15 protein-coding genes are annotated in these 18,909 nt (G+C 65.2%); 2 read left to right on the forward strand and 13 right to left on the reverse strand.

Features of this window, described 5'->3' with window-relative positions:
- Nucleotides 1-88: 88 nt before the first annotated feature.
- A complete protein-coding gene (locus HV773_RS32030; RefSeq protein WP_129562817.1) occupies nucleotides 89-484 on the forward strand; it encodes an acyl-CoA thioesterase in 396 nt (131 codons plus the stop codon).
- 66 nt (nucleotides 485-550) lie between these two features.
- Here the strand turns inward: HV773_RS32030 and HV773_RS32035 are convergent, their stop codons facing one another.
- Both HV773_RS32035 and HV773_RS32040 read right to left on the reverse strand, forming a co-directional pair.
- Nucleotides 551-3,760, reverse strand: coding sequence for a sensor domain-containing protein (locus HV773_RS32035; protein WP_129562818.1), 3,210 nt, complete (start codon nucleotides 3,758-3,760; stop codon nucleotides 551-553).
- Between the two features lie 175 nt (nucleotides 3,761-3,935).
- Nucleotides 3,936-4,439, reverse strand: coding sequence for a nitrate reductase associated protein (locus HV773_RS32040; RefSeq protein WP_175197923.1), 504 nt, complete (start codon nucleotides 4,437-4,439; stop codon nucleotides 3,936-3,938).
- Between the two features lie 205 nt (nucleotides 4,440-4,644).
- Between HV773_RS32040 and fdhD the strand changes: the two genes are divergently transcribed.
- On the forward strand, nucleotides 4,645-5,538 hold the full coding sequence (gene fdhD / locus HV773_RS32045; protein WP_377730516.1) for a formate dehydrogenase accessory sulfurtransferase FdhD: 894 nt from the start codon (nucleotides 4,645-4,647) through the stop codon (nucleotides 5,536-5,538).
- Nucleotides 5,539-5,596: 58 nt separating this feature from the next.
- Here fdhD and HV773_RS32050 read toward each other — a convergent pair whose 3' ends face one another.
- From HV773_RS32050 to HV773_RS32100, 11 genes are all read right to left on the reverse strand, one after another.
- Nucleotides 5,597-6,367, reverse strand: a complete 771-nt coding sequence (locus HV773_RS32050) for an enoyl-CoA hydratase (RefSeq protein ID WP_129562820.1) — start codon at nucleotides 6,365-6,367, stop codon at nucleotides 5,597-5,599.
- 173 nt (nucleotides 6,368-6,540) lie between these two features.
- Entirely contained in the window at nucleotides 6,541-7,740 is a 1,200-nt protein-coding gene (locus tag HV773_RS32055) for an acetyl-CoA C-acyltransferase (RefSeq protein ID WP_129562821.1), read from the reverse strand.
- Nucleotides 7,741-7,779: 39 nt separating this feature from the next.
- Nucleotides 7,780-10,221 carry a 3-hydroxyacyl-CoA dehydrogenase/enoyl-CoA hydratase family protein gene (locus tag HV773_RS32060; protein ID WP_129562822.1) on the reverse strand — a complete coding sequence of 814 codons (2,442 nt, stop codon included), beginning with the start codon at nucleotides 10,219-10,221 and terminating at the stop codon, nucleotides 7,780-7,782.
- Between the two features lie 141 nt (nucleotides 10,222-10,362).
- On the reverse strand, nucleotides 10,363-12,150 hold the full coding sequence (locus HV773_RS32065) for an acyl-CoA dehydrogenase C-terminal domain-containing protein (protein ID WP_129562823.1): 1,788 nt from the start codon (nucleotides 12,148-12,150) through the stop codon (nucleotides 10,363-10,365).
- Nucleotides 12,151-12,236: 86 nt separating this feature from the next.
- Nucleotides 12,237-12,836, reverse strand: coding sequence for a TetR/AcrR family transcriptional regulator (locus HV773_RS32070; protein WP_129562824.1), 600 nt, complete (start codon nucleotides 12,834-12,836; stop codon nucleotides 12,237-12,239).
- Nucleotides 12,837-13,093: 257 nt separating this feature from the next.
- Nucleotides 13,094-14,446: a cardiolipin synthase ClsB gene (gene clsB / locus HV773_RS32075; protein ID WP_129563400.1), complete on the reverse strand. Its 1,353-nt coding sequence runs from the start codon at nucleotides 14,444-14,446 to the stop codon at nucleotides 13,094-13,096.
- Nucleotides 14,447-14,499: 53 nt separating this feature from the next.
- Nucleotides 14,500-14,985: a dihydroneopterin triphosphate diphosphatase gene (gene nudB, locus HV773_RS32080; RefSeq protein WP_129562825.1), complete on the reverse strand. Its 486-nt coding sequence runs from the start codon at nucleotides 14,983-14,985 to the stop codon at nucleotides 14,500-14,502.
- 141 nt (nucleotides 14,986-15,126) lie between these two features.
- Nucleotides 15,127-16,932, reverse strand: a complete 1,806-nt coding sequence (gene aspS / locus HV773_RS32085; RefSeq protein WP_129562826.1) for an aspartate--tRNA ligase — start codon at nucleotides 16,930-16,932, stop codon at nucleotides 15,127-15,129.
- Between the two features lie 62 nt (nucleotides 16,933-16,994).
- Nucleotides 16,995-17,624 (reverse strand): DUF502 domain-containing protein, encoded by a 630-nt coding sequence (locus tag HV773_RS32090; RefSeq protein WP_129562827.1) that lies wholly within the window; start codon nucleotides 17,622-17,624, stop codon nucleotides 16,995-16,997.
- A gap of 75 nt (nucleotides 17,625-17,699) precedes the next feature.
- Nucleotides 17,700-18,050: an FmdB family zinc ribbon protein gene (locus HV773_RS32095; protein WP_129562828.1), complete on the reverse strand. Its 351-nt coding sequence runs from the start codon at nucleotides 18,048-18,050 to the stop codon at nucleotides 17,700-17,702.
- A 167-nt stretch (nucleotides 18,051-18,217) separates the two neighbouring features.
- Nucleotides 18,218-18,895, reverse strand: coding sequence for a methyltransferase domain-containing protein (locus tag HV773_RS32100; RefSeq protein ID WP_129562830.1), 678 nt, complete (start codon nucleotides 18,893-18,895; stop codon nucleotides 18,218-18,220).
- Nucleotides 18,896-18,909 lie beyond the last annotated feature (14 nt).

Raw genomic sequence — 18,909 nt, forward strand, 5'->3', positions numbered from 1 at the left:
CGCAGAAGGCCGCTCGCGCCGCTGACGGCCGCCGGGCGCGGCCCCGTTGTTCCAGTCCCGCTATTTCAGCCCTTTTCATGGACACCCGATGACCGACTCCCCCCCGCTCCCCCAGAAGTCGCCCGCGCTGCGCGTCATGCCGCAGCCCTCCGACGCCAACGTCCACGGCGACGTGTTCGGCGGCTGGATCATGTCGCAGGTCGACATCGCCGGCTCGATCCCGGCGAGCCGCCGCGCCAACGGCCGCGTCGCGACCGTCGCGGTGAACTCGTTCTTGTTCAAGCAGCCGGTGTTCGTCGGCGACCTGCTGAGCTTTTATGCCGATATCGTCAAGACCGGCAAGACCTCGGTGACGGTCGAGGTCGAGGTCTACGCGCAGCGCATGCGTCTGGCCGACGAAGTCGTGAAGGTGACCGAAGCGACGCTCACCTACGTGGCCACCGGCAACGACCGCCGCCCGCGCCCGCTGCCCGAGGTCGCATAAGCCCTCTGGACGCTCACATGACCAGGCGCGCTTCACAGGGCTGCGCGCCGTGAGCGAACGCGAGCCTCAAGCGGGCCACGCGAGGCCCGCGCCCTCCTCGTACGCCGTGCTCGCGCTCAACAGCGCCGCGGCCTCTTCCCCCGGCATCGGCGGCGCGAAGAAATACCCCTGCAATTCGTCGCACGCGCGCTCGCGCAGGAACGCGAACTGTTGCGACGTCTCCACGCCTTCCGCGATCACCTGGAGCCGCAACTCGTGCGCGAGCGCGATGATGGCGGCCGTGATGGTCTCGTCGTCGCTGCTGCTGCCGATGTCCGCCACGAACGAGCGGTCGATCTTGAGCCGGTCCACCGGCAGCCGCTTCAGATAGCTCAGACTCGAATAGCCCGTGCCGAAGTCGTCGATGGCAATGCCCACGCCCGCGTCGTGCAGCGCGTTGAGCATCGACACGGCTTCCTCCGTATTGCGCATCAGCGTGCTTTCGGTGAGTTCGATTTCGAGCCAGCACGGGTCGAGCCCCGTTTCTTGAAGCACGCCCGTCACCAGTTCCGTGATGTCGCGCTGATGGAACGTCTTCGCCGAAAAATTCACGGAGACGCGCACGGGCGGCAGCCCCGCGTCCTGCCATGCGCGGTTCTGGCGACAAGCCTCGCGCAGCACCCAGTCGGAAAGCGGACCGATCAGGCCGCTTTCCTCGGCAATGGGAATGAACTGCGCGGGCGGCACGAGCCCCGCCTCGGGATCGCGCCAACGCACCAGCGCCTCCATGCCCACGATGCGCCCACCTTCGATCTCCACCTGCGGCTGGTAGTGCAGCAGGAACTCGCCGTCACGCAGCGCGCGGCGCAAGCGTCGCTCGAGGTTCATACGCGCGCCCGCGCTCGCATTCATCTCGGGCTGATAGAACTGGAACGTGTTGCGGCCCAGCTCCTTCGCGCGGTACATCGCGACGTCGGCCTTCTTGAGCAGCGCCTCGGCGTCGTTGCCGTCTTGCGGGTACACGCTCGCGCCCATGCTGCACCCGACATATAGCTCGGTGCCATCGATCCATACGGGCTCCGAAATCATCGAGCGCGCGCGCTCCATCCAGCCGATCAGCACTTTTTCGTCGATGGTCTCGGTCAACACGATCACGAACTCGTCGCCGCCGTGGCGCGCGACCGTGTCGCTCGAGCGCGTGCAGCGCGTGAGTCGCTCGGCCACCACGCCCAGCAGACGGTCGCCCACGCTGTGGCCGAGACTGTCGTTGACGTTCTTAAAGCCATCGAGGTCGATGAACACCACCGCCACGCCGCGCTGGTAGCGCTGCGCCGAAACGAGCGCCTGCTGGAGGCGGTCGCGCAGCAGGTTGCGGTTGGGCAGTTGCGTGAGGCTGTCGTAATTCGCCTGGTATTCGAGCTGCTCCTGATAGCGGATCAGCTCGGTCACGTCGTTGATGATGCCAATGTGATGCGTGATGCGCCCGTCGAGGTCGGGCACCGGCGCGATCAGCAACTGGTTCCAGAAGAGCGCGCCGTCCTTGCGGTAGTTGCGCAGCACGGTGTTCACCTCGCGGTTCGAGATCAACGCCTGGCGCATGGCGATGAGCCCTTCCTGGTCGCGGTCGTCGCGCTGCAGGAAGCGGCAGTCCTGACCGATCACCTCGGCGGGATCGTAGCCGGTGATGCGGCGGAACGCCGGGTTCGCATATTCAATCAGGTTGCTGCCGCCCGGCCCCGGCGCGGTGATCAGAATGGCGTTCACGCAGGCGTCGAGCGCGCGGCTTTGCAGGCGCAGCGCGAGATCGGCGCGCTTGCTCTCAGTGGTATCCGAGTAGCTGCCGAGCACGCCCATCACGCGGCCGGCGCCGTCGAGCAGCGGCAGCTTGCTCGCGAGTATGGTGCGGTGCAGGTTGCCGATCGTCAGCTCTTCCTCGAAATTGACGCGCGGCAATCCCGACTCGATCACTTCGCGGTCCTGTGCGTGCAAGGTGCTCACGTAGGCGTGCCACGGCAGCTCCTCGTCGGTCTTGCCGACGATCTGCTCGGGGTAAGCCAGACCCGCATCGCGCGCGAAGGCCATGTTGCAGCCCAGATAGCGCGATCGCGCGTCCTTCCAGAAGATGCGCTGCGGGATGTTGTCGATCACCGTCTCGAGCATCTGGTTGGAACGCTGCGCCTCGACCTCGGCCTTGATCTGCTCGGTCACGTCGTCGGCGAGCACGAACACGGCCGCGCGGCCTTCGAAAACCAGCGAATGATGCGAAATATCGGCGCTGATCAGCGAGCCGTCGCGGCGCACATGGCGCCAAATGCCCGCCATCGTGCGTACGTTCGGCGTGAGCGTGTCCGAGCGCGTGAGATGCTGTTCGAGCCGCGCCACGTCGTCGGCCGGGCGGATATCGCGGATCGTCATCGCGAGGAATTCTTCCTCGCTATAGCCGTACTGCTGGATCGCCGCCGCGTTGACCGCGAGAAAACGCAGCGTTGCGCGGTCGAACACGTACATCGGCACCGGATGGGCGTCGAACAGGCCCTGGAAGCGTTGGTTGCGCGCCCGTGTGCCGGCGAGCGCGCGCAGCTTTTCGCGCGCGGCGTTCTCGCGCGCGCCGAAGGTATAGATCAGCAACGCGGCGCCCGAGAGCATCGTCACGATCAGCAGGATCGAGGCGCGGCGGCCCATACTCGACGATTCTGCAAACGCTCCGGCGAGCGCGCGATCCTGCTCGCCCTGCAAGGCCGAGAGCGTGACGTCGACGCGGTCGGCGTGCGCATCGAGACGGATGTATTCGCTCGCGACCCACGAGGTGACGTTCGCCAGCGCGGCATCGGTGGCATCCGGTTGCGCAGCAGGAGCCGCCATGGCCTGCGCCGCGCTGCCTTGCACGCGGACATCGGCGAGCCGCGCCTGGGCGCGTGAGAGCGTCTCGTCGATCTCGCGGGCGAGCCACGTGGCTTGCGCCGCGGCATCGTCGAAACGACGCGCTTGTGCGGGATCGCTGGCCAGCTCGGCGCGCAAGACCTGAGCCGTATGGTGAAGCTCGGCGGCGCGAACCTCGCGCTCGCCGGGCGACTCCGTTGCGCCGCCAGCCTCGATGCGGCCAAGCGCGGCGAGCCCGCTGCCCAGCACAGTGCGAAAACGATCCAGATCCTGCCGTACGCGCGCGGCCTGCACGGCCCGCTCGTCGATTTCGCGCTGCGCGCCGATCTGCGCCCACGCCACGAACGCGTTCGCGCCCACTGCGGCGGCAACGACCAGCAGGTTGATGAGGTGCCGCTTCGAGTAATGAAGATTCATGAATGCCGAACGCCGTTCGCCCCCGTGCTGCGGGCACGGAAAGACTGCTTACGATCTGGGCAACAGGCCGGCGCACAGGTGCACCCGCGCGAATGCGCCATACCGGATAACGGCAAAAAACGGCAAGACCTTTAGGAAAACGCGTGAGGGCCGGACGCGCGGCTCAAGTGACGGCTCACGGCGCCGCCTGCCCTGAACCGGTCGGCCCGGCCAGCCCGAACTCCCTCATCGCCGGCACGAAGTCGTGATTCGCCTCGGGCTTGCGCGCGAGCTTGGTCAGCACGTAGCGCTGGAATGGATCGAGCCGGGCCCAGTCCTCGACGGCCAGCGCGCGCAGGTTCGCGAGCGCCGCTTGATTCGCGATGCCGCCCGGCACGGCCTGGGTGTCCCGCCAGGCAGGCGCTTCCTCGGGAGCGAACCATTCGGGCTCGACATTGGCATGCGTGCGCAACATCTCGAAGAGCGCGTGATCGAAATTGGGCTCGATCTCGGTGTCCTCGTCGACGGGAAAACGCGCGAGCAGGCGGCGGTCTTCGTAGGGCAGCAGTTGCCACTGCGCAAGCGAGATGCGCAGCCCGAAGCGGTCCAGATTGAAGCGCACGCACATGGGGATGAAGGTGAGATCTTCCGACGATTCGACCTCGTAATGGAACAGCAGCGGAGCTTCGGTCAATGCCATGGCGTTATTCCTCGCGATGCGGGCCCGTCCGGGCAAAGGCTGGACGACAAGCTGGACGAAAAACCGGACGACAGCGAAAGGCGCCCGCTTGAGGTATTTTAGAACCTTCCGCGTCAAGAGCATCCCCATGCGGCCCGCCAGCATGCAAGACGACGCCCCAGGATTTGATGGAGCACCCCGCTTGAATTCCCGCCCGAACCCTTATTTGCCCGGCGCGCCCGACGACGCCCCCAACGCCGCGTCAAACCCGCTGGCAACCGAAGGCCAGCCCGGCGCCGTTGAACTGCGCGTGCACCGTCATCGCGGCGGCACAGTGGAAACGCTCACCGATCAGGTGGGCCAGGAATGGCCCGTCGCACTCGTCTTCAACGGCATCTCGCACGCGGTCATGATGTGCACGCCGCGCGATCTCGAAGCGTTCGCGGTGGGCTTCGCCATCTCGGAAGGCATCGTCGCGCGCAACGCCGATATCCAGGACATCGAAGTCTTCTGGTACGCCAAGCCGGACTCGGACGATCTGCCGCACGCCGAGGTCCATCTCACGGTCGTGCAGCAAGCGTTCGTCGAGTTGAAGGAAAAGCGCCGGGCCCTCGCCGGGCGCACCGGCTGCGGCGTGTGCGGCATCGAGAGCATCGATTTGCTCGACCTCGAGCCCGAAATCGTGCCCGACACGGGCTTTCTTACGCGCCTCGCGCCGGATGCCATCGCGCGCGCCGCCCGCGAGCTGCCGCAGCATCAGGCGCTCACGAAGCTCACGGGCGGCTTGCACGCGGCCGCGTGGTGCGACGCGAACGGTGCGATCCTGCGCGCGTTTGAAGACGTGGGCCGCCACAATGCGCTCGACAAGCTCATCGGCCAACTGGTGATCGAGCGCGCCGACACGCAGCAAGGCTTCGTGTTCCTCTCCAGTCGTGCAAGCTACGAGCTGGTGCGCAAGGCCGCGCGCGTGGGCATTCCGATGGTGGCGACCATTTCGGCGCCGTCGACGCTCGCCATCGCGATCGCGAAACGCGCCGGACTGCGGCTCGTGAGCTTCTGCCGCGAGTCCGGCTATGTCGATTACGACACGGCGTCGAATGCCGTGCCCGGCGCTAATTGAGTTGATTCACCGCTGGAACGGCGCCTGCCGAAGCACGCGGCGTCAGTCGTTCAATCGCTCAATCGAACTGCCGGAAATCCGGCTTGCGCTTTTGCAGAAAGGCCGTGAACGCCTCGCGCGCTTCGGGCGCGACCAGCATCGTGCGGAAATGCCCGCCCTCCTCCTCCATCTGCTTCGCGACTTCGTGCGCGCTCGCGCGCTTCATGAGCGCCTTGGTCACGCGCAGCGACGAAGCGGGCAGCGCGACGAGCTTCGCCAGTTGCGCGGCCACGAATGCGTCGAGCTCGGCGGCGGGCAGCACGCGATTCACGAAGCCCATGCGGTGCGCCTCAGCCGCATCGAAGGCATCGCCCAGCAGCAGCTTTTCCGCCGCACCCTGATAGCCGGCCACGCGCGGCAGCAATAGCGACGAAGCCGCCTCGGGACACAGCCCGAGTTGCGCGAACGGCATGGCGAAGCGCGCGGTATCGGCGGCATAGACCAGGTCGCAATGCAGCAGCAGCGTCGTGCCCACGCCGATGGCCGCCCCCGCCACGGCCGCCACGAGCGGCTTCTCGAACGCTGCGATAGCTTTCAGGAAGTTGCCCACGGGCGAATCCGTGAGGGTGGGTGGCGACTTCAGGAAGTCCTCGATATCGTTGCCCGCCGTGAAAATTTCGGCGTGACCGCGCACCAGCACGGCGCGCACGGCGGCGTCTTCCTGCGCCGCAGCCAGTTCATCGGCCATCGCCTGGTACATCGCGGGCGTGAGCGCGTTCTTGCGCTCGGGCCGGTTGATGGTGATCGTCAGCACGCCGCTCTCGCGTGCGATCAGGATTTCGTTGCTCATGTAGTTGTCTCCTGTCGACCAGAGTTGGCGCTTTAGCGCCTTACTCTGGTCCCATGCAAAGCTGTCTCATGCCGGGCTCGACGTCCTTGCGAACCCGATACGAAAAACGGCCCGCGGGCCGTGCAGCCCGCGAACCGTGTCGATAGCGCCCCTATGCCAAAGGCGCGAAGCGCTTACAGCCGCTCGATGATGCCCGCCGCGCCCATGCCGGTGCCGACGCACATTGTCACCATGCCGTACTTGTAGTTGCGGCGGCGCAGCCCGTGCACGACCGTCGAAGCGCGGATCGCGCCCGTCGCGCCGAGCGGGTGGCCCAGCGCAATCGCGCCGCCGAGCGGGTTGATCTTCGACGGGTCGAGGCCGAGGTCCTGAATCACCGCCAGCGACTGCGCGGCAAACGCCTCGTTGAGTTCGATCCAGTCGAGATCGTCCTGCTTGAGCCCTGCTGCCTTCAGCGCCGCCGGAATCGCTTCCTTCGGGCCGATGCCCATGATCTCGGGCGGCACGCCGCGCACCGCGAAGCTCACGAAGCGCGCGAGCGGCGTGAGGTTGAACTGCTTGAGCATCTTCTCGGAGACGACGATCAGCGCGCCCGCGCCATCCGAAGTCTGCGAGCTGTTGCCCGCCGTGACCGAGCCCTTGTTCGCGAACACCGGGCGCAGCTTCGCGAGACCTTCGAGCGAGGTCTCCGCGCGCGGGCCTTCGTCGAGCTCGATCAAGCGCTCCTTCACCCTCACTTCACCCGTGGCGAGATCCGGGAAGCGCTCGAGCACCGTGTACGGCGCGATCTCGTCCTTGAACTCGCCCGCCTGTTGCGCGGCCAGCGCGCGGCGGTGCGACTCCACCGAGAACGCGTCCTGCGCCTCGCGGCTCACCTTCCAGCGCTCCGCGACCTTCTCGGCGGTCAGGCCCATGCCGTAAGCAATGCCGATGTCTTCATTGCGATCGAAGATGTGCGGCGAGAGCGACGGCTTGTTGCCCATCATCGGCACCATGCTCATCGATTCGCAGCCGCCCGCGATCATCGCGTCGGCTTCGCCCACGCGGATGCGGTCCGCCGCCATCGCGAGCGCCGTGAGGCCCGACGCGCAGAAGCGGTTGACGGTCACGCCGCCCACGCTCTGCGGCAGCCCCGCGAGCAGCGCGCCGATGCGCGCCACGTTCAGGCCCTGCTCCGCCTCGGGAATCGCGCAGCCGATGATGGCGTCTTCGATCACCTTCGTGTCGAGCCCCGGCACCTGCGCAACCGCCGACTTGATCGCATGCACCAGCAGCTCGTCGGGGCGGGTGTTCCTGAACGCGCCGCGCGGCGCCTTGCCGATGGGCGTGCGGCTCGCGGCGACGATGTAGGCGTCCTGCAACTGTTTGCTCATCTCTTACTCCAGTCCGTTATATGCGTACGTCGTGCCGCTTTAGTTGCGCACCGGCTTGCCGGTTTGCAGCATGCCCATGATGCGTTCCTGCGTCTTCTGCGTGCCGAGCAAGTCGACAAAAGCGCGGCGCTCGAGCGTGAGCAGCCAGGCTTCGTCGACGAGGCTACCCGCCTCGACGTCGCCACCGCACACCGCTTCCGCGATGCGGCTCGCGATCAGGAAATCGTGGTCGCTGATGAAACGGCCATCGCGCATGTTCACGAGCGACGCCTTGATGGTCGAGATCGCCGAGCGGCCCGCGACCGGAATCTGCGTCGCGCGCAGCGGCGGACGGTAGCCGGCGGCGCTCAGTGCGCGCGCTTCCTTCTTCGCCGTGTCGAGCAGCTCGAACACGTTGAAGACAATGGTGTCCGAAGGCTTCAGATAACCCATCGCGCGCGCTTCGAGCGCCGAGCCCGAGACCTTGGCCATCGCCGCATTCTCGAACGACTTCTGCAGGAACTTGAGCAGGTCGCTCGGCGCCGCGCCAACCGCTTGCGCGGCGTCGGCCGCACGCAGCGCCGCTTCCTTGAGACCGCCGCCAGCGGGCACGAGACCCACGCCCACTTCCACGAGGCCGACATAGCTCTCGATGTGCGCGACGCGCTTCGCGCTGTGCAGCATGATTTCGCAGCCACCGCCGAGCGCGATGCCCGACACGGCAGCCACCACCGGCACGTTTGCGTACTTCACGCGCAGCATGGTGTCCTGGAACTTCTTCACGAACGGCTCGATGCCCTTTGCGCCGCCCATCATGAACGCGGGCATGGCCTCTTCGAGGTTAGCGCCCGCCGAGAACGGGCCGCCCGGCGCCCCGAGCTTCAGCGACGTCGGTTGCCAGATCACGACGCCCTTGTAGCCGTCTTCGGCGATGTCGATCGCCTTCACGAGCGAGTCGAGCAAGCCCGGGCCCATCGTGTTCATCTTGCTCTTGTACGAGACGATCACGATATCGTCCTCGCCAGCGCGGTCGTCGACCCACGCGCGCAGGTGCTCGTTCTCGAACAGCGTCTTGCCGAAGGTCTTCGGATCGCGCGCACTCGTCTCACCGGACAGCGCCGCGCGGAACACCTGGCGTTCGTACACCGGCAAATTCGAGCGCGGCACGAAGCGCGCCTCAGCCGCCGACCACGAACCTTCGACGCCATGCACGCCGCCGTTCGCGGCCACCTGGCCTTCGAACACCCAAGCGGGCAGCGGCGCATTCGAGAGCGCCTTGCCTGCGTCGATGTCTTCCTTCACCCACTCGGCCACCTGCTTCCAGCCCGCGGCCTGCCAGCCCTCGAACGGGCCTTCGTTCCAGCCAAAGCCCCAGCGGATCGCGAGATCGACGTCGCGCGCGTTGTCCGCGATCGACGCGAGATGCACGCCGATGTAATGGAACACGTCGCGGAAAATCGACCACAGGAACTGCGCCTGCGGGTGCTGCGTTTCACGCAGCAGCTTCAGACGCTCGGCGGGCGGGCGCTTGAGGATTCGGCCCACCAGTTCGTCGGCCTTGCCGCCGCCATCGACGTACTCGCCCGTGTTGGCGTCGAGCACCTTGATCGCCTTGCCTTCCTTGCGATAGAAGCCGCTGCCGGTCTTCTGACCGAGCGCGCCCTTCGCCACGAGGCCCGCGAGCACCGCCGGCGTTTCGTATGCGGCAAAGAACGGGTCGTCCTTGAGGTTGTCCTGCATCGTCTTGATGACGTGCTGCATGGTGTCGAGACCGACAACATCAGCAGTCCGGAACGTTGCCGATTTCGCACGGCCAAGGCGAGCGCCCGTGAGGTCGTCGACTTCGTCGAAGCGCAGGCCGAACTTCTTCGCCTCGGCGATCACCGCGAGGATCGAGAACACGCCCACGCGGTTCGCGATGAAGTTCGGCGTGTCCTTCGCGCGCACCACGCCCTTGCCCACCACGCTCGTGAGGAACGATTCGAGCTGGTCGAGGATTTCGGGCTTGGTATGCGTCGTCGGGATCAGCTCGACGAGGTGCATGTAGCGCGGCGGATTGAAGAAGTGCACGCCGCAAAAACGCGCGCGCAGCGCTTCGTCGAAGCCTTGCGAGAGTTCGGTGATCGACAGGCCCGAGGTATTGGTCGCGAAGATCGCGTTCGGGCCGATGTGCGGCGCGACCTTCTTGTAGAGGTCGTGCTTCCAGTCCATGCGCTCAGCGATTGCCTCGATCACCACGTCGCATTCCGCGAGCTTGGCGATGTCGTCTTCGTAGTTCGCGGGCGTGATGTATTGCGCGTCGTCCTTCACGCCAAACGGCGCGGGCGAGAGCTTCTTGAGCGTTTCGATCGCCTTGAGCGCGATGGCGTTCTTCGGGCCTTCCTTCGCGGGCAGATCGAACAGCAGCACAGGCACGCGCGCGTTGATCAGGTGCGCGGCGATCTGCGCGCCCATCACGCCGGCGCCGAGCACGGCCACCTTGCGAATATTGAGATTGCTCACGTTGTTCCTCCAGCGGATATGCAATGTCGAGCGGATTGAGGTGTGAGGGCAGCGCGCCGCAGCGAGTGATACAGCGGGCGCCGCCTCCGGACATCGTGTTGACGGGGCGCGCGCCTTTGAAAAGCGCGCACCCGTTGGCTTTTAGAACAGCGCTTCGTCGACTTCCATCAGCGTCTTCGAACCGGCGCGAGCCTGGCGGATCGACGTAGCCGTTTCGGGCAGCAACTTCGCGAAATAGAAACGCGCTGTAGCCAGCTTCGATTTGTAGAAAGGATCGCCCGAGCTTTCCTTGTCGAGCGCGATGCGCGCCATGCGCGCCCAGAAGTACGCGAACACGAGGTGGCCCGCCGTGCGCAGGTACGGCACGGCGGCCGCGCCCACTTCGTCGGGGTTCTGCATCGCCTTCATGCCGATTTCCATCGTGAGCTTTTGCATCTTGTCGCCGATGTCGGCGAGCGGATTCACGAACTCCTGCATCTCCGGCTTGATGCCTTCGGCCTCGACGAAATCCGTCACGAGCTTGCCGAACTTCTTGAGCTTCGCGCCCATGTCGCCTAGCACCTTGCGGCCGAGCAGGTCGAGCGATTGAATGGTGTTGGTGCCTTCGTAGATCTGGTTGATGCGCGCGTCGCGCACGTACTGCTCCATGCCCCACTCGGAGATGAAACCGTGGCCGCCGTACACCTGCATGCCGAGGTTGGTGGATTCGAATGCGTTGTCGGTGAGGAAGGCCTTGATGATCGGTGTGAGCAGCGCGACGAGATCGGCCGCTTCCTTGCGCCCGGTTTCATCGGAATGAGACAGCTCCTTGTCGATCTGCAACGCGGACCAGTACGTGAACGCGCGCGCGCCCTCGGCCCAGGCCTTTTGCGTGAGCAGCATGCGGCGCACATCCGGATGCACGATGATCGGGTCCGCTGCCTTTTCAGGGGCCTTCGGGCCGGTCAGCGCGCGCATCTGCAGACGCTCCTTCGCATACGCGAGCGAGTTCTGGTACGCGATTTCCGTGAGGCCGAGACCCTGCATGCCGACGCCAAGGCGCGCGGCGTTCATCATCACGAACATGGCATTCAAGCCCTTGTTCGGCTCTCCGACCATCCAGCCCTTCGCGCCGTCGAGATTCATCACGCAGGTCGAGTTGCCGTGAATGCCCATCTTGTGCTCGATCGAGCCGCACTTGATGCCGTTGCGCTGGCCGGGCTCGCCCGCTTCGTTCGGCACGAACTTCGGCACGACGAACAGCGAAATGCCCTTGGTTCCCGGCGGCGCGTCCGGCAGACGCGCTAGCACGAGGTGAACGATGTTGGCCGCCATGTCGTGCTCGCCGGCCGAGATGAAGATCTTCGTGCCGGACAGCGCGTACGAGCCATCCGCATTCGGCTCGGCCTTCGTGCGCAGCAGGCCGAGATCGGTGCCGCAATGCGGCTCGGTCAGGCACATCGTGCCGGTCCATTCGCCCGAGACGATCTTCGGTAGATAGGTCTTCTGGAGTTCGGGGGTGCCGTGCGCGTGCAGGCACTCGTAGGCGCCATGCGAAAGACCCGGATACATGGTCCACGCCTGGTTCGCCGAGTTGAGCATTTCGTAGAGCGCGTTGTTCACGAACGCGGGCAGGCCCTGGCCGCCGAAATCGGGATCGCAGCCGAGCGCCGGCCAGCCGGCCTCGACGTATTGCGCGTACGCTTCCTTGAAGCCCGTCGGCGTGGTCACGACGCCGTCACCGGCGTAGGTGCAGCCCTCGCGGTCGCCGACCTGGTTCAGCGGAAACAGCACCTCCGAGCAGAACTTGCCGGCTTCTTCGAGCACCTGGTTGATGGTGTCGGCGTCGAGGTCCGCGTGCTTCGGCATCTGCTTGACTTCGCCTTCGACGTTCAGCAGTTCGTGCAGCACGAATTGCATGTCGCGCAGCGGCGCGGTGTACTGTCCCATCTCTCTTCTCCCTAGTTGAACCTGGAGTTTCGGGCCTCTCGCATACCGTCATGTGCCGCCGCCGCGCTCGCGCGCGCGCCCGGCCGCTAGTGGCTTACGCTCTGGTACGAAACAATCAGTTTTTCGAACGCGGCCCACGTATGCTCGACCGCATCCGGCAAGTGCAGGAAGCGGCCGTCATGATGCAGACCGAGTGTCACGCTATACAGTTCGAACAACATCAGCGCGGGATCGGTGTCCTTGCGCAGATGCCCCTCCTCAATCGCCTGCGAAATCGCCCGCATCAACGCTGCCCGCCACGTCGTCACGCTCGCGACCAACTGCTCGCGCACCTGACTGCCCGCCCGGTCGTCGTATTCGACCGCGCCGCTGATGTAGATGCAGCCGGTCGTGACCTCGTGGATACGCTTCTCGATCCATCGTGAGAGCATCGCACGCAGGCGCGGCAAACCTCGCGGCTCGCGCAGGCTCGGAAAGAAGACTTCTTCCTCGAATCTGTGGTGGTACTCGCGCACCACCTCGACCTGCAGGTCCTCGCGCGAACCGAAGTGCGCGAAGACGCCGCTCTTGCTCATCTGCATGCGCTCGGCAAGCAGGCCAATCGTCAGACCTTCCAGTCCGTCGCGGCTCGCGAGGTCGAGTGCTGCATCCAGAATGGCGGCTCGTGTCTGTTCGCCTTTTCGCATAGCTTTATTTACCGTAACGATGAGACCGCGATGTGGGTGTCCGAACCGGGCAATCCAGCACATCAGGGCCGAAATGAAATCGAACGGCCGTACTATTATTGAAGACAGCCGCTCGCGAAAACAAGAACTTTATTAGAAACCGATTTCTAGCCGGTACTCTAATTTTCGGGTATCGCGCGCCATGCACAAGCGAACATTTCTGGATTGCAAGCCTGTCGATTCGTGTGGCAGGCGTACATGCAGGCGGGATAAAGCGGCTAGTCGTAGCCGCCCACGGTGAGGAGTTTCATGGCTGCGCGATAGAACGACCACGCCAGCCAATTCAGCGCGCGCACATGCCAGGGCCGCGCCTCGTAGCGCGCCTGGTCGATCCGCGGGGACTCCTCGAAGGCGCCGAGGATGGCGTCGCGCAGTTGCGCGATCTCCGGATGCCGCACAAGCAGCACGTTGGCCTCGTTGTTGAGCACGAGCGAGAGCGCATCGAGATTCGAGGAGCCCACGGTCGCCCAGCTCGAATCGACCACCGCGACCTTGCCGTGCAGCATGGTCTTCTCGTACTCGGCGATCTGCACGCCTGCGCTCAACAGTTGGTGGTAGAGGAACGGCACGCCGTAGTCGAGCACCACGAACTCTTTTCGTCCGATCAAAAGCTTGACGGCGACGCCGCGCTCCGCGGCTTCGAGGAGCGCACGGCGCAGTCGTCGGCCTGGCATGAAGTACGGATTGGCGAGCAGCACTTCGTGGCGCGCCTCGCCGATGGCGTCGAGATAGGCCTTCTCGATCGCACGCCGGTTCACCACGTTGTCGCGCGCGACGAAAGCCACACAACGCACATGCGCCGCGCGCGGATCGCGCACGCTCGCGCGCAGGCGCTCGCGCAAGCGCGCAAACAGGCGCCCCGCAGGGCCCGCGCGCATGGCCGGTGAAAGCGCGCGCAACGCGTCGTCGACGATCTGTGCCGATGACGCAGTCGCAATCGTGTGTCCCGTCGGGCGCGGCGCCAGGTAGCCCGCGCTCGCGGGAACGCCGGGCAACGGCATACCTGCGGGCAGCGGCGGCTGATGGCCGAGGCGGATGCGCCGCCATTGCTGCTCGAACGCAAGACGCACATCGACCACCACGGGCCCGTGCAATTCAACGGCGAAATCCCAGCGTGGATACGGCAGTGTCTTGCCGTCCTGCTTGAGGTCGTCGATCACGTTGATGCCGCCGCACGACGCGTACTGGTCGTCGATCACGGCGAGCTTGCGATGCGTGCGCGAAAAACCGAAGCGCCCGAAGATATGCGGGTTGTAGACGCGATGCTCGATGCCGGCAGCGAGCCAGGTTTCGAAGAGCGCGAGATGAGGCGTGCCGATGCCATCGGTAATCACGCGCACGCGCACGCCGCGCTGCGCCGCGCGAACGAGCGCTGCGGAAAGCGTCCGGCCAATCTCGTCGTCGCAGAAGATATAGGTTTCGATAACGACGTCGCGCGTGGCGGCATCGATATGTTCGACCATCGCCCCGAAGAGTTCGGCGCCCGAGCAGAACAGACGCACGTCGTTGCCGCTCGTGAAGCGGTAGCGCGAACGATAGCGCCGCCCCAGCAGCACATCGCGCAGACGCATGACGCGCTGCGAGTCCGTGCCCGATTCGGTGCCGGGTTCGGTGCGTGTATCGCTCACGCGTGCGTCCCACGAAGCTGCTCGAGACGCCCGGGCAGTTGCAGGATCGCGTCGCGATTGGACCACGAGAAGCACTGCGCGGCCGCCTCTTCATAAGGCAGCCATCGATAGGCGACATGCTCGCGCGGCGCGAGCGTGACGAGCGTGCCCTCGGGCACTTCGAGGCTGAACCAGTGCTCGGTGTTGCGCGTGACGCCCGGCGCATAGCGGTGCCGCCAGACTGGATAGATTTCGTACTCGATCTCGTGGCGCCAGTCACGCAGCGCGTGCTGCGGCACGCCCGGCGCGCCCACCACGATGCCCGTTTCCTCGGCGACCTCGCGCACGGCCGTCTCGACGAACGGCTCGTCGAGACTGTCCTTCGAGCCGGTCACCGACTGCCAGAAGCCCGATCGATCGGCACGCTCGATGATCAGGACTTCGAGCCGTGGGGTATGAATGACGACGAGTACGGATTGCGGAATCTTCAGCGGCTTCTGCATGGCGATGGTGCGCGACGGTACGTCCTGGGAATACGCGGAGCAATGTGTGGAACAGCGCGCGGCGCTCGAGCAATGAATTTAACGCAAAAAGCAAAAAAGGCGCACGATGCGCCTTTTTTGTGTTGCGTTACGTGACGCCGCTTATTGCGCCGTCTTCTGCTCGGGCTGACGCAGACGGATATGCAGTTCGCGAAGCTGACGCTCGTCCACTTCGCTCGGCGCCTGCGTGAGCAGACACTGCGCGCGTTGCGTCTTCGGGAATGCGATCACGTCGCGGATCGAGTCGGCGCCGGCCATCATCGTGACGATGCGGTCGAGACCGAACGCGATGCCGCCGTGCGGAGGCGCGCCGTACTGGAGGGCGTCGAGCAGGAAGCCGAACTTCGCACGCGCTTCTTCCGCATTGATCTTGAGCGCGCGGAACACCTTGCTCTGCACCTCTTCCTGATAGATACGCACCGAGCCGCCGCCGATTTCCCAGCCGTTCAGCACCATGTCGTAAGCCTTCGCGAGGCAGCGGCCCGGATCCGTTTCGAGGTATTCCAGGTGCTCGTCCTTCGGGCTCGTGAACGGGTGGTGCGCGGCCACGTAGCGGTTTTCTTCCTCGTCGTACTCGAACATCGGGAAGTCGATGACCCACAGCGGCTTCCAACCCTTCTCGACGAGACCATTGGCCTTGCCGAATTCCGAGTGGCCGATCTTCAGGCGCAGCGCGCCGAGGCTGTCGTTCACGACCTTCGCGCGATCTGCCGCGAAGAAGATGATGTCGCCGTCTTGCGCGCCGGTGCGCTCGAGGATCGCGGCGATCGCGGCATCGTGCAGGTTCTTGACGATCGGGCTTTGCAGACCGTCACGGCCCTTCGCCACTTCGTTGACCTTGATCCACGCGAGACCCTTCGCGCCGTAGATGCGCACGAATTCCGTGTAGCCGTCGATGTCGCCGCGCGAAAGCTCGGCGCCCTTCGGCACGCGAAGCGCTGCAACACGACCGTCCTTGCTGTTGGCCGGCGTGCTGAACACCTTGAAGTCGACGTCCTTCATGGCGTCGGTCAGCTCGGTGAACTCGAGCTTCACGCGCAGGTCCGGCTTGTCCGAGCCGAAGCGGCTCATGGCTTCCGAGTACTTCATCACCGGGAATTTCGCGTCGAGCTCGACGTCCATCGTTTCCTTGAAAACGTGACGCGCCATGTCTTCGAACAGGTCGCGGATTTCTTGCTCGCTGAGGAACGACGTTTCGCAGTCGATCTGCGTGAATTCGGGCTGACGGTCTGCGCGCAGGTCTTCGTCGCGGAAGCACTTGACGATCTGGTAGTAGCGATCGAAGTTCGCCACCATCAGGAGCTGCTTGAAGAGCTGCGGCGACTGCGGCAGCGCGAAGAACTGGCCCGCGTTCACGCGCGACGGCACAAGGTAGTCGCGCGCGCCTTCGGGCGTGCTCTTCGTGAGCATCGGCGTTTCGATATCGATGAAGCCGAGCGCGTCGAGATACTTGCGCACGGCCATCGTCACGCGGTAGCGCAGGCGCAGGTTGTGCTGCATCTGCGGACGGCGCAGGTCGAGCACGCGATGCGTGAGGCGCGTGGTTTCCGAGAGGTTGTCGTCGTCGAGCTGGAACGGCGGCGTGACCGACGCGTTCAGCACCACGAGCTCGTGGCACAGCACTTCGATCTTGCCGCTCGTGAGGTTTGCGTTGACCGTGCCTTCCGGACGGTTGCGCACGAGACCCTTCACTTGCACGCAGAACTCGTTGCGCACGCCTTCGGCGGTCTTGAACATCTCGGCGCGGTCGGGGTCGCACACCACCTGGACGAGGCCCTCGCGATCGCGCAGGTCGATGAAAATGACACCGCCGTGGTCGCGGCGGCGTTGCACCCATCCGCACAGCGAAACAGTTTGGCCCAGCAGCTGTTCGGTCACCAGACCGCAGTATTCAGATCTCATCGACATGATGTTCGTCTTTCGTTATGCATGAATGAACGGGAGCGCCACAGGCAGCGCGGCGTCCGGTATTAAAGCGGGGGATCGATGGGGCGGCGGGAATTCGCGACCGGCGCGACGACGCCCATCGAAACAATATACTTGAGCGCGGCGTCGACCGTCATGTCGAGCTCGATTACCTCGCTCTTCGGCACCATCAGGAAAAAACCCGAAGTGGGATTGGGCGTGGTCGGCACATAAACGCTCACGTGCTCGCCCGGCAGATGGTTCACCACGTCGCCGCCCGGAATGCCGGTGAGGAACGCGATGGTCCAGGAGCCCTTGCGCGGGTACTCGATCAGGAGTGCCTTGCGAAAAGCATTGCCATTGCTGGAAAGCAGTGTATCGGAAACCTGCTGGATGCTGCTGTACAGCGGGCCCACGATCGGGATGCGGCGCACCAGCGCGTTCCACCACACCACCAGCTTCTGGCCGATGAAGTTGTGCGTGAGCAAGCCCACCACGAAGATGAACGCGAGCGTGAGGATCGCGCCGAGACCGGGTATCCGCACGTCCGGCCGCCATGCGGTGGGCAGCAGGAGCAGCGTCTGGTCCATCGTGCCAATGACGAGATTCAGCACCCACAGCGTGATGGCCAAAGGCACCAGCACGAGAAGGCCGGTCAGGAATACCGATTTGAAGGTCGCTTTCTTGATCGTCATGTACACGCCATCCGGGCCGCGCGCGACGCGCGGCGCTTGGCGCCGCCGGGCCCCGGGGGAGCCTGGCGGCAGGTTTCAGGTAGAGCCGGCCGCGCCGGTCGCCGAACTCGCGGGAGCGGCTGTGGGTGCGGCCGCGGGCGTTGCGGCGCTCGCGCCCTCGCCCGCCGGCTTGCTGCCCTCGGACGACGACGCGCCCTCGGCGGACTTCGCGCCGGTTGCAGCAGCGTTCGTGCCGCTGGACTGGCCGCCGCGGAAATCAGTGACATACCAGCCCGAGCCCTTCAGCTGGAAGCCGGCCGCGGTGACCTGCTTGCGAAATGTGTCCGCGCCGCAGCTCGGGCACTGCGTCAGGGGCGCATCGCTGATCTTTTGCAGCGCGTCTTTTTCGAAGCCGCACGACTCGCAGCGATAAGCGTAGATCGGCATGATCTCTTTCCTGATGAAACGGGTGAAATTCTGAGAAATGCTTGCAAAGCCTTGAATTATAGCCGCAAACGCTCCCCTAGCCCGGGATTTGCCGGGCGAGGTTGGGCGAAAGCGACTCTGCCGTAGCTGGGGGCGACTTGCGCGCGATCAAGTGCGCACGCGCGTTTTCACGTTCGCGGCAACAGGAGCGGTGCGGCAGGCGTGCCGTTGCGCTGCCACGTGAGCCAGCGCTCGCGGCCAACGAACACGGGCAGCGAACCCTCCACGGGCTGGTCGTCGAGCAGCGTGAAATAAGGCGTCAGCAGCACATCGAGTTCGGTGCGCGCGATACCGAACGGCGGCCCTTTCGGGGTATCGCCGAGAAAGAAGAAGCCCGCCAGCAGCGCACCCGGTGCGAGCAACGCCGCCATGCGCTGGGCGTAGTGCGGTCGGTGCGCCTTGGGCAGGGCGCATAGAAACGCGCGCTCGAATATCCAGTCCGCCGCGAAAGGCGGTTCGTACGCGTAGAAGTCCGCTTCTTCGACCACATCCGCGAAATCTCCAAGCGCTGCGCGCGCGTTCGCCACCGCCGACGGCGCGAAATCGATCGCTCGCACCGTCCGGCCGCGCTCGGCCAGCCAGCGCGCTTCCCACGCGTTGCCGCAGCCGGGAATCAGCACAGCGGCAGCGGGGTGAGCGGCCGCGAAGGCCTCGAAGGCCGGCTGCACGCCGGCCTGATCCCAAGGCGTGAAGCCGCGCTCGAAGCGCTCGTCCCAGAACTCGCGCGCGCCGGGATCGCGCGTCTCGAACTCAGGCACCCCGTCAGGCACTTCGCCTGGCTGCCGTGGAAGGGTCGGTTCGCTCATCGTCTCACTCCTTG

This window comes from Paraburkholderia caffeinitolerans (assembly GCF_902859945.1).
Lineage (GTDB): Bacteria > Pseudomonadota > Gammaproteobacteria > Burkholderiales > Burkholderiaceae > Paraburkholderia > Paraburkholderia caffeinitolerans.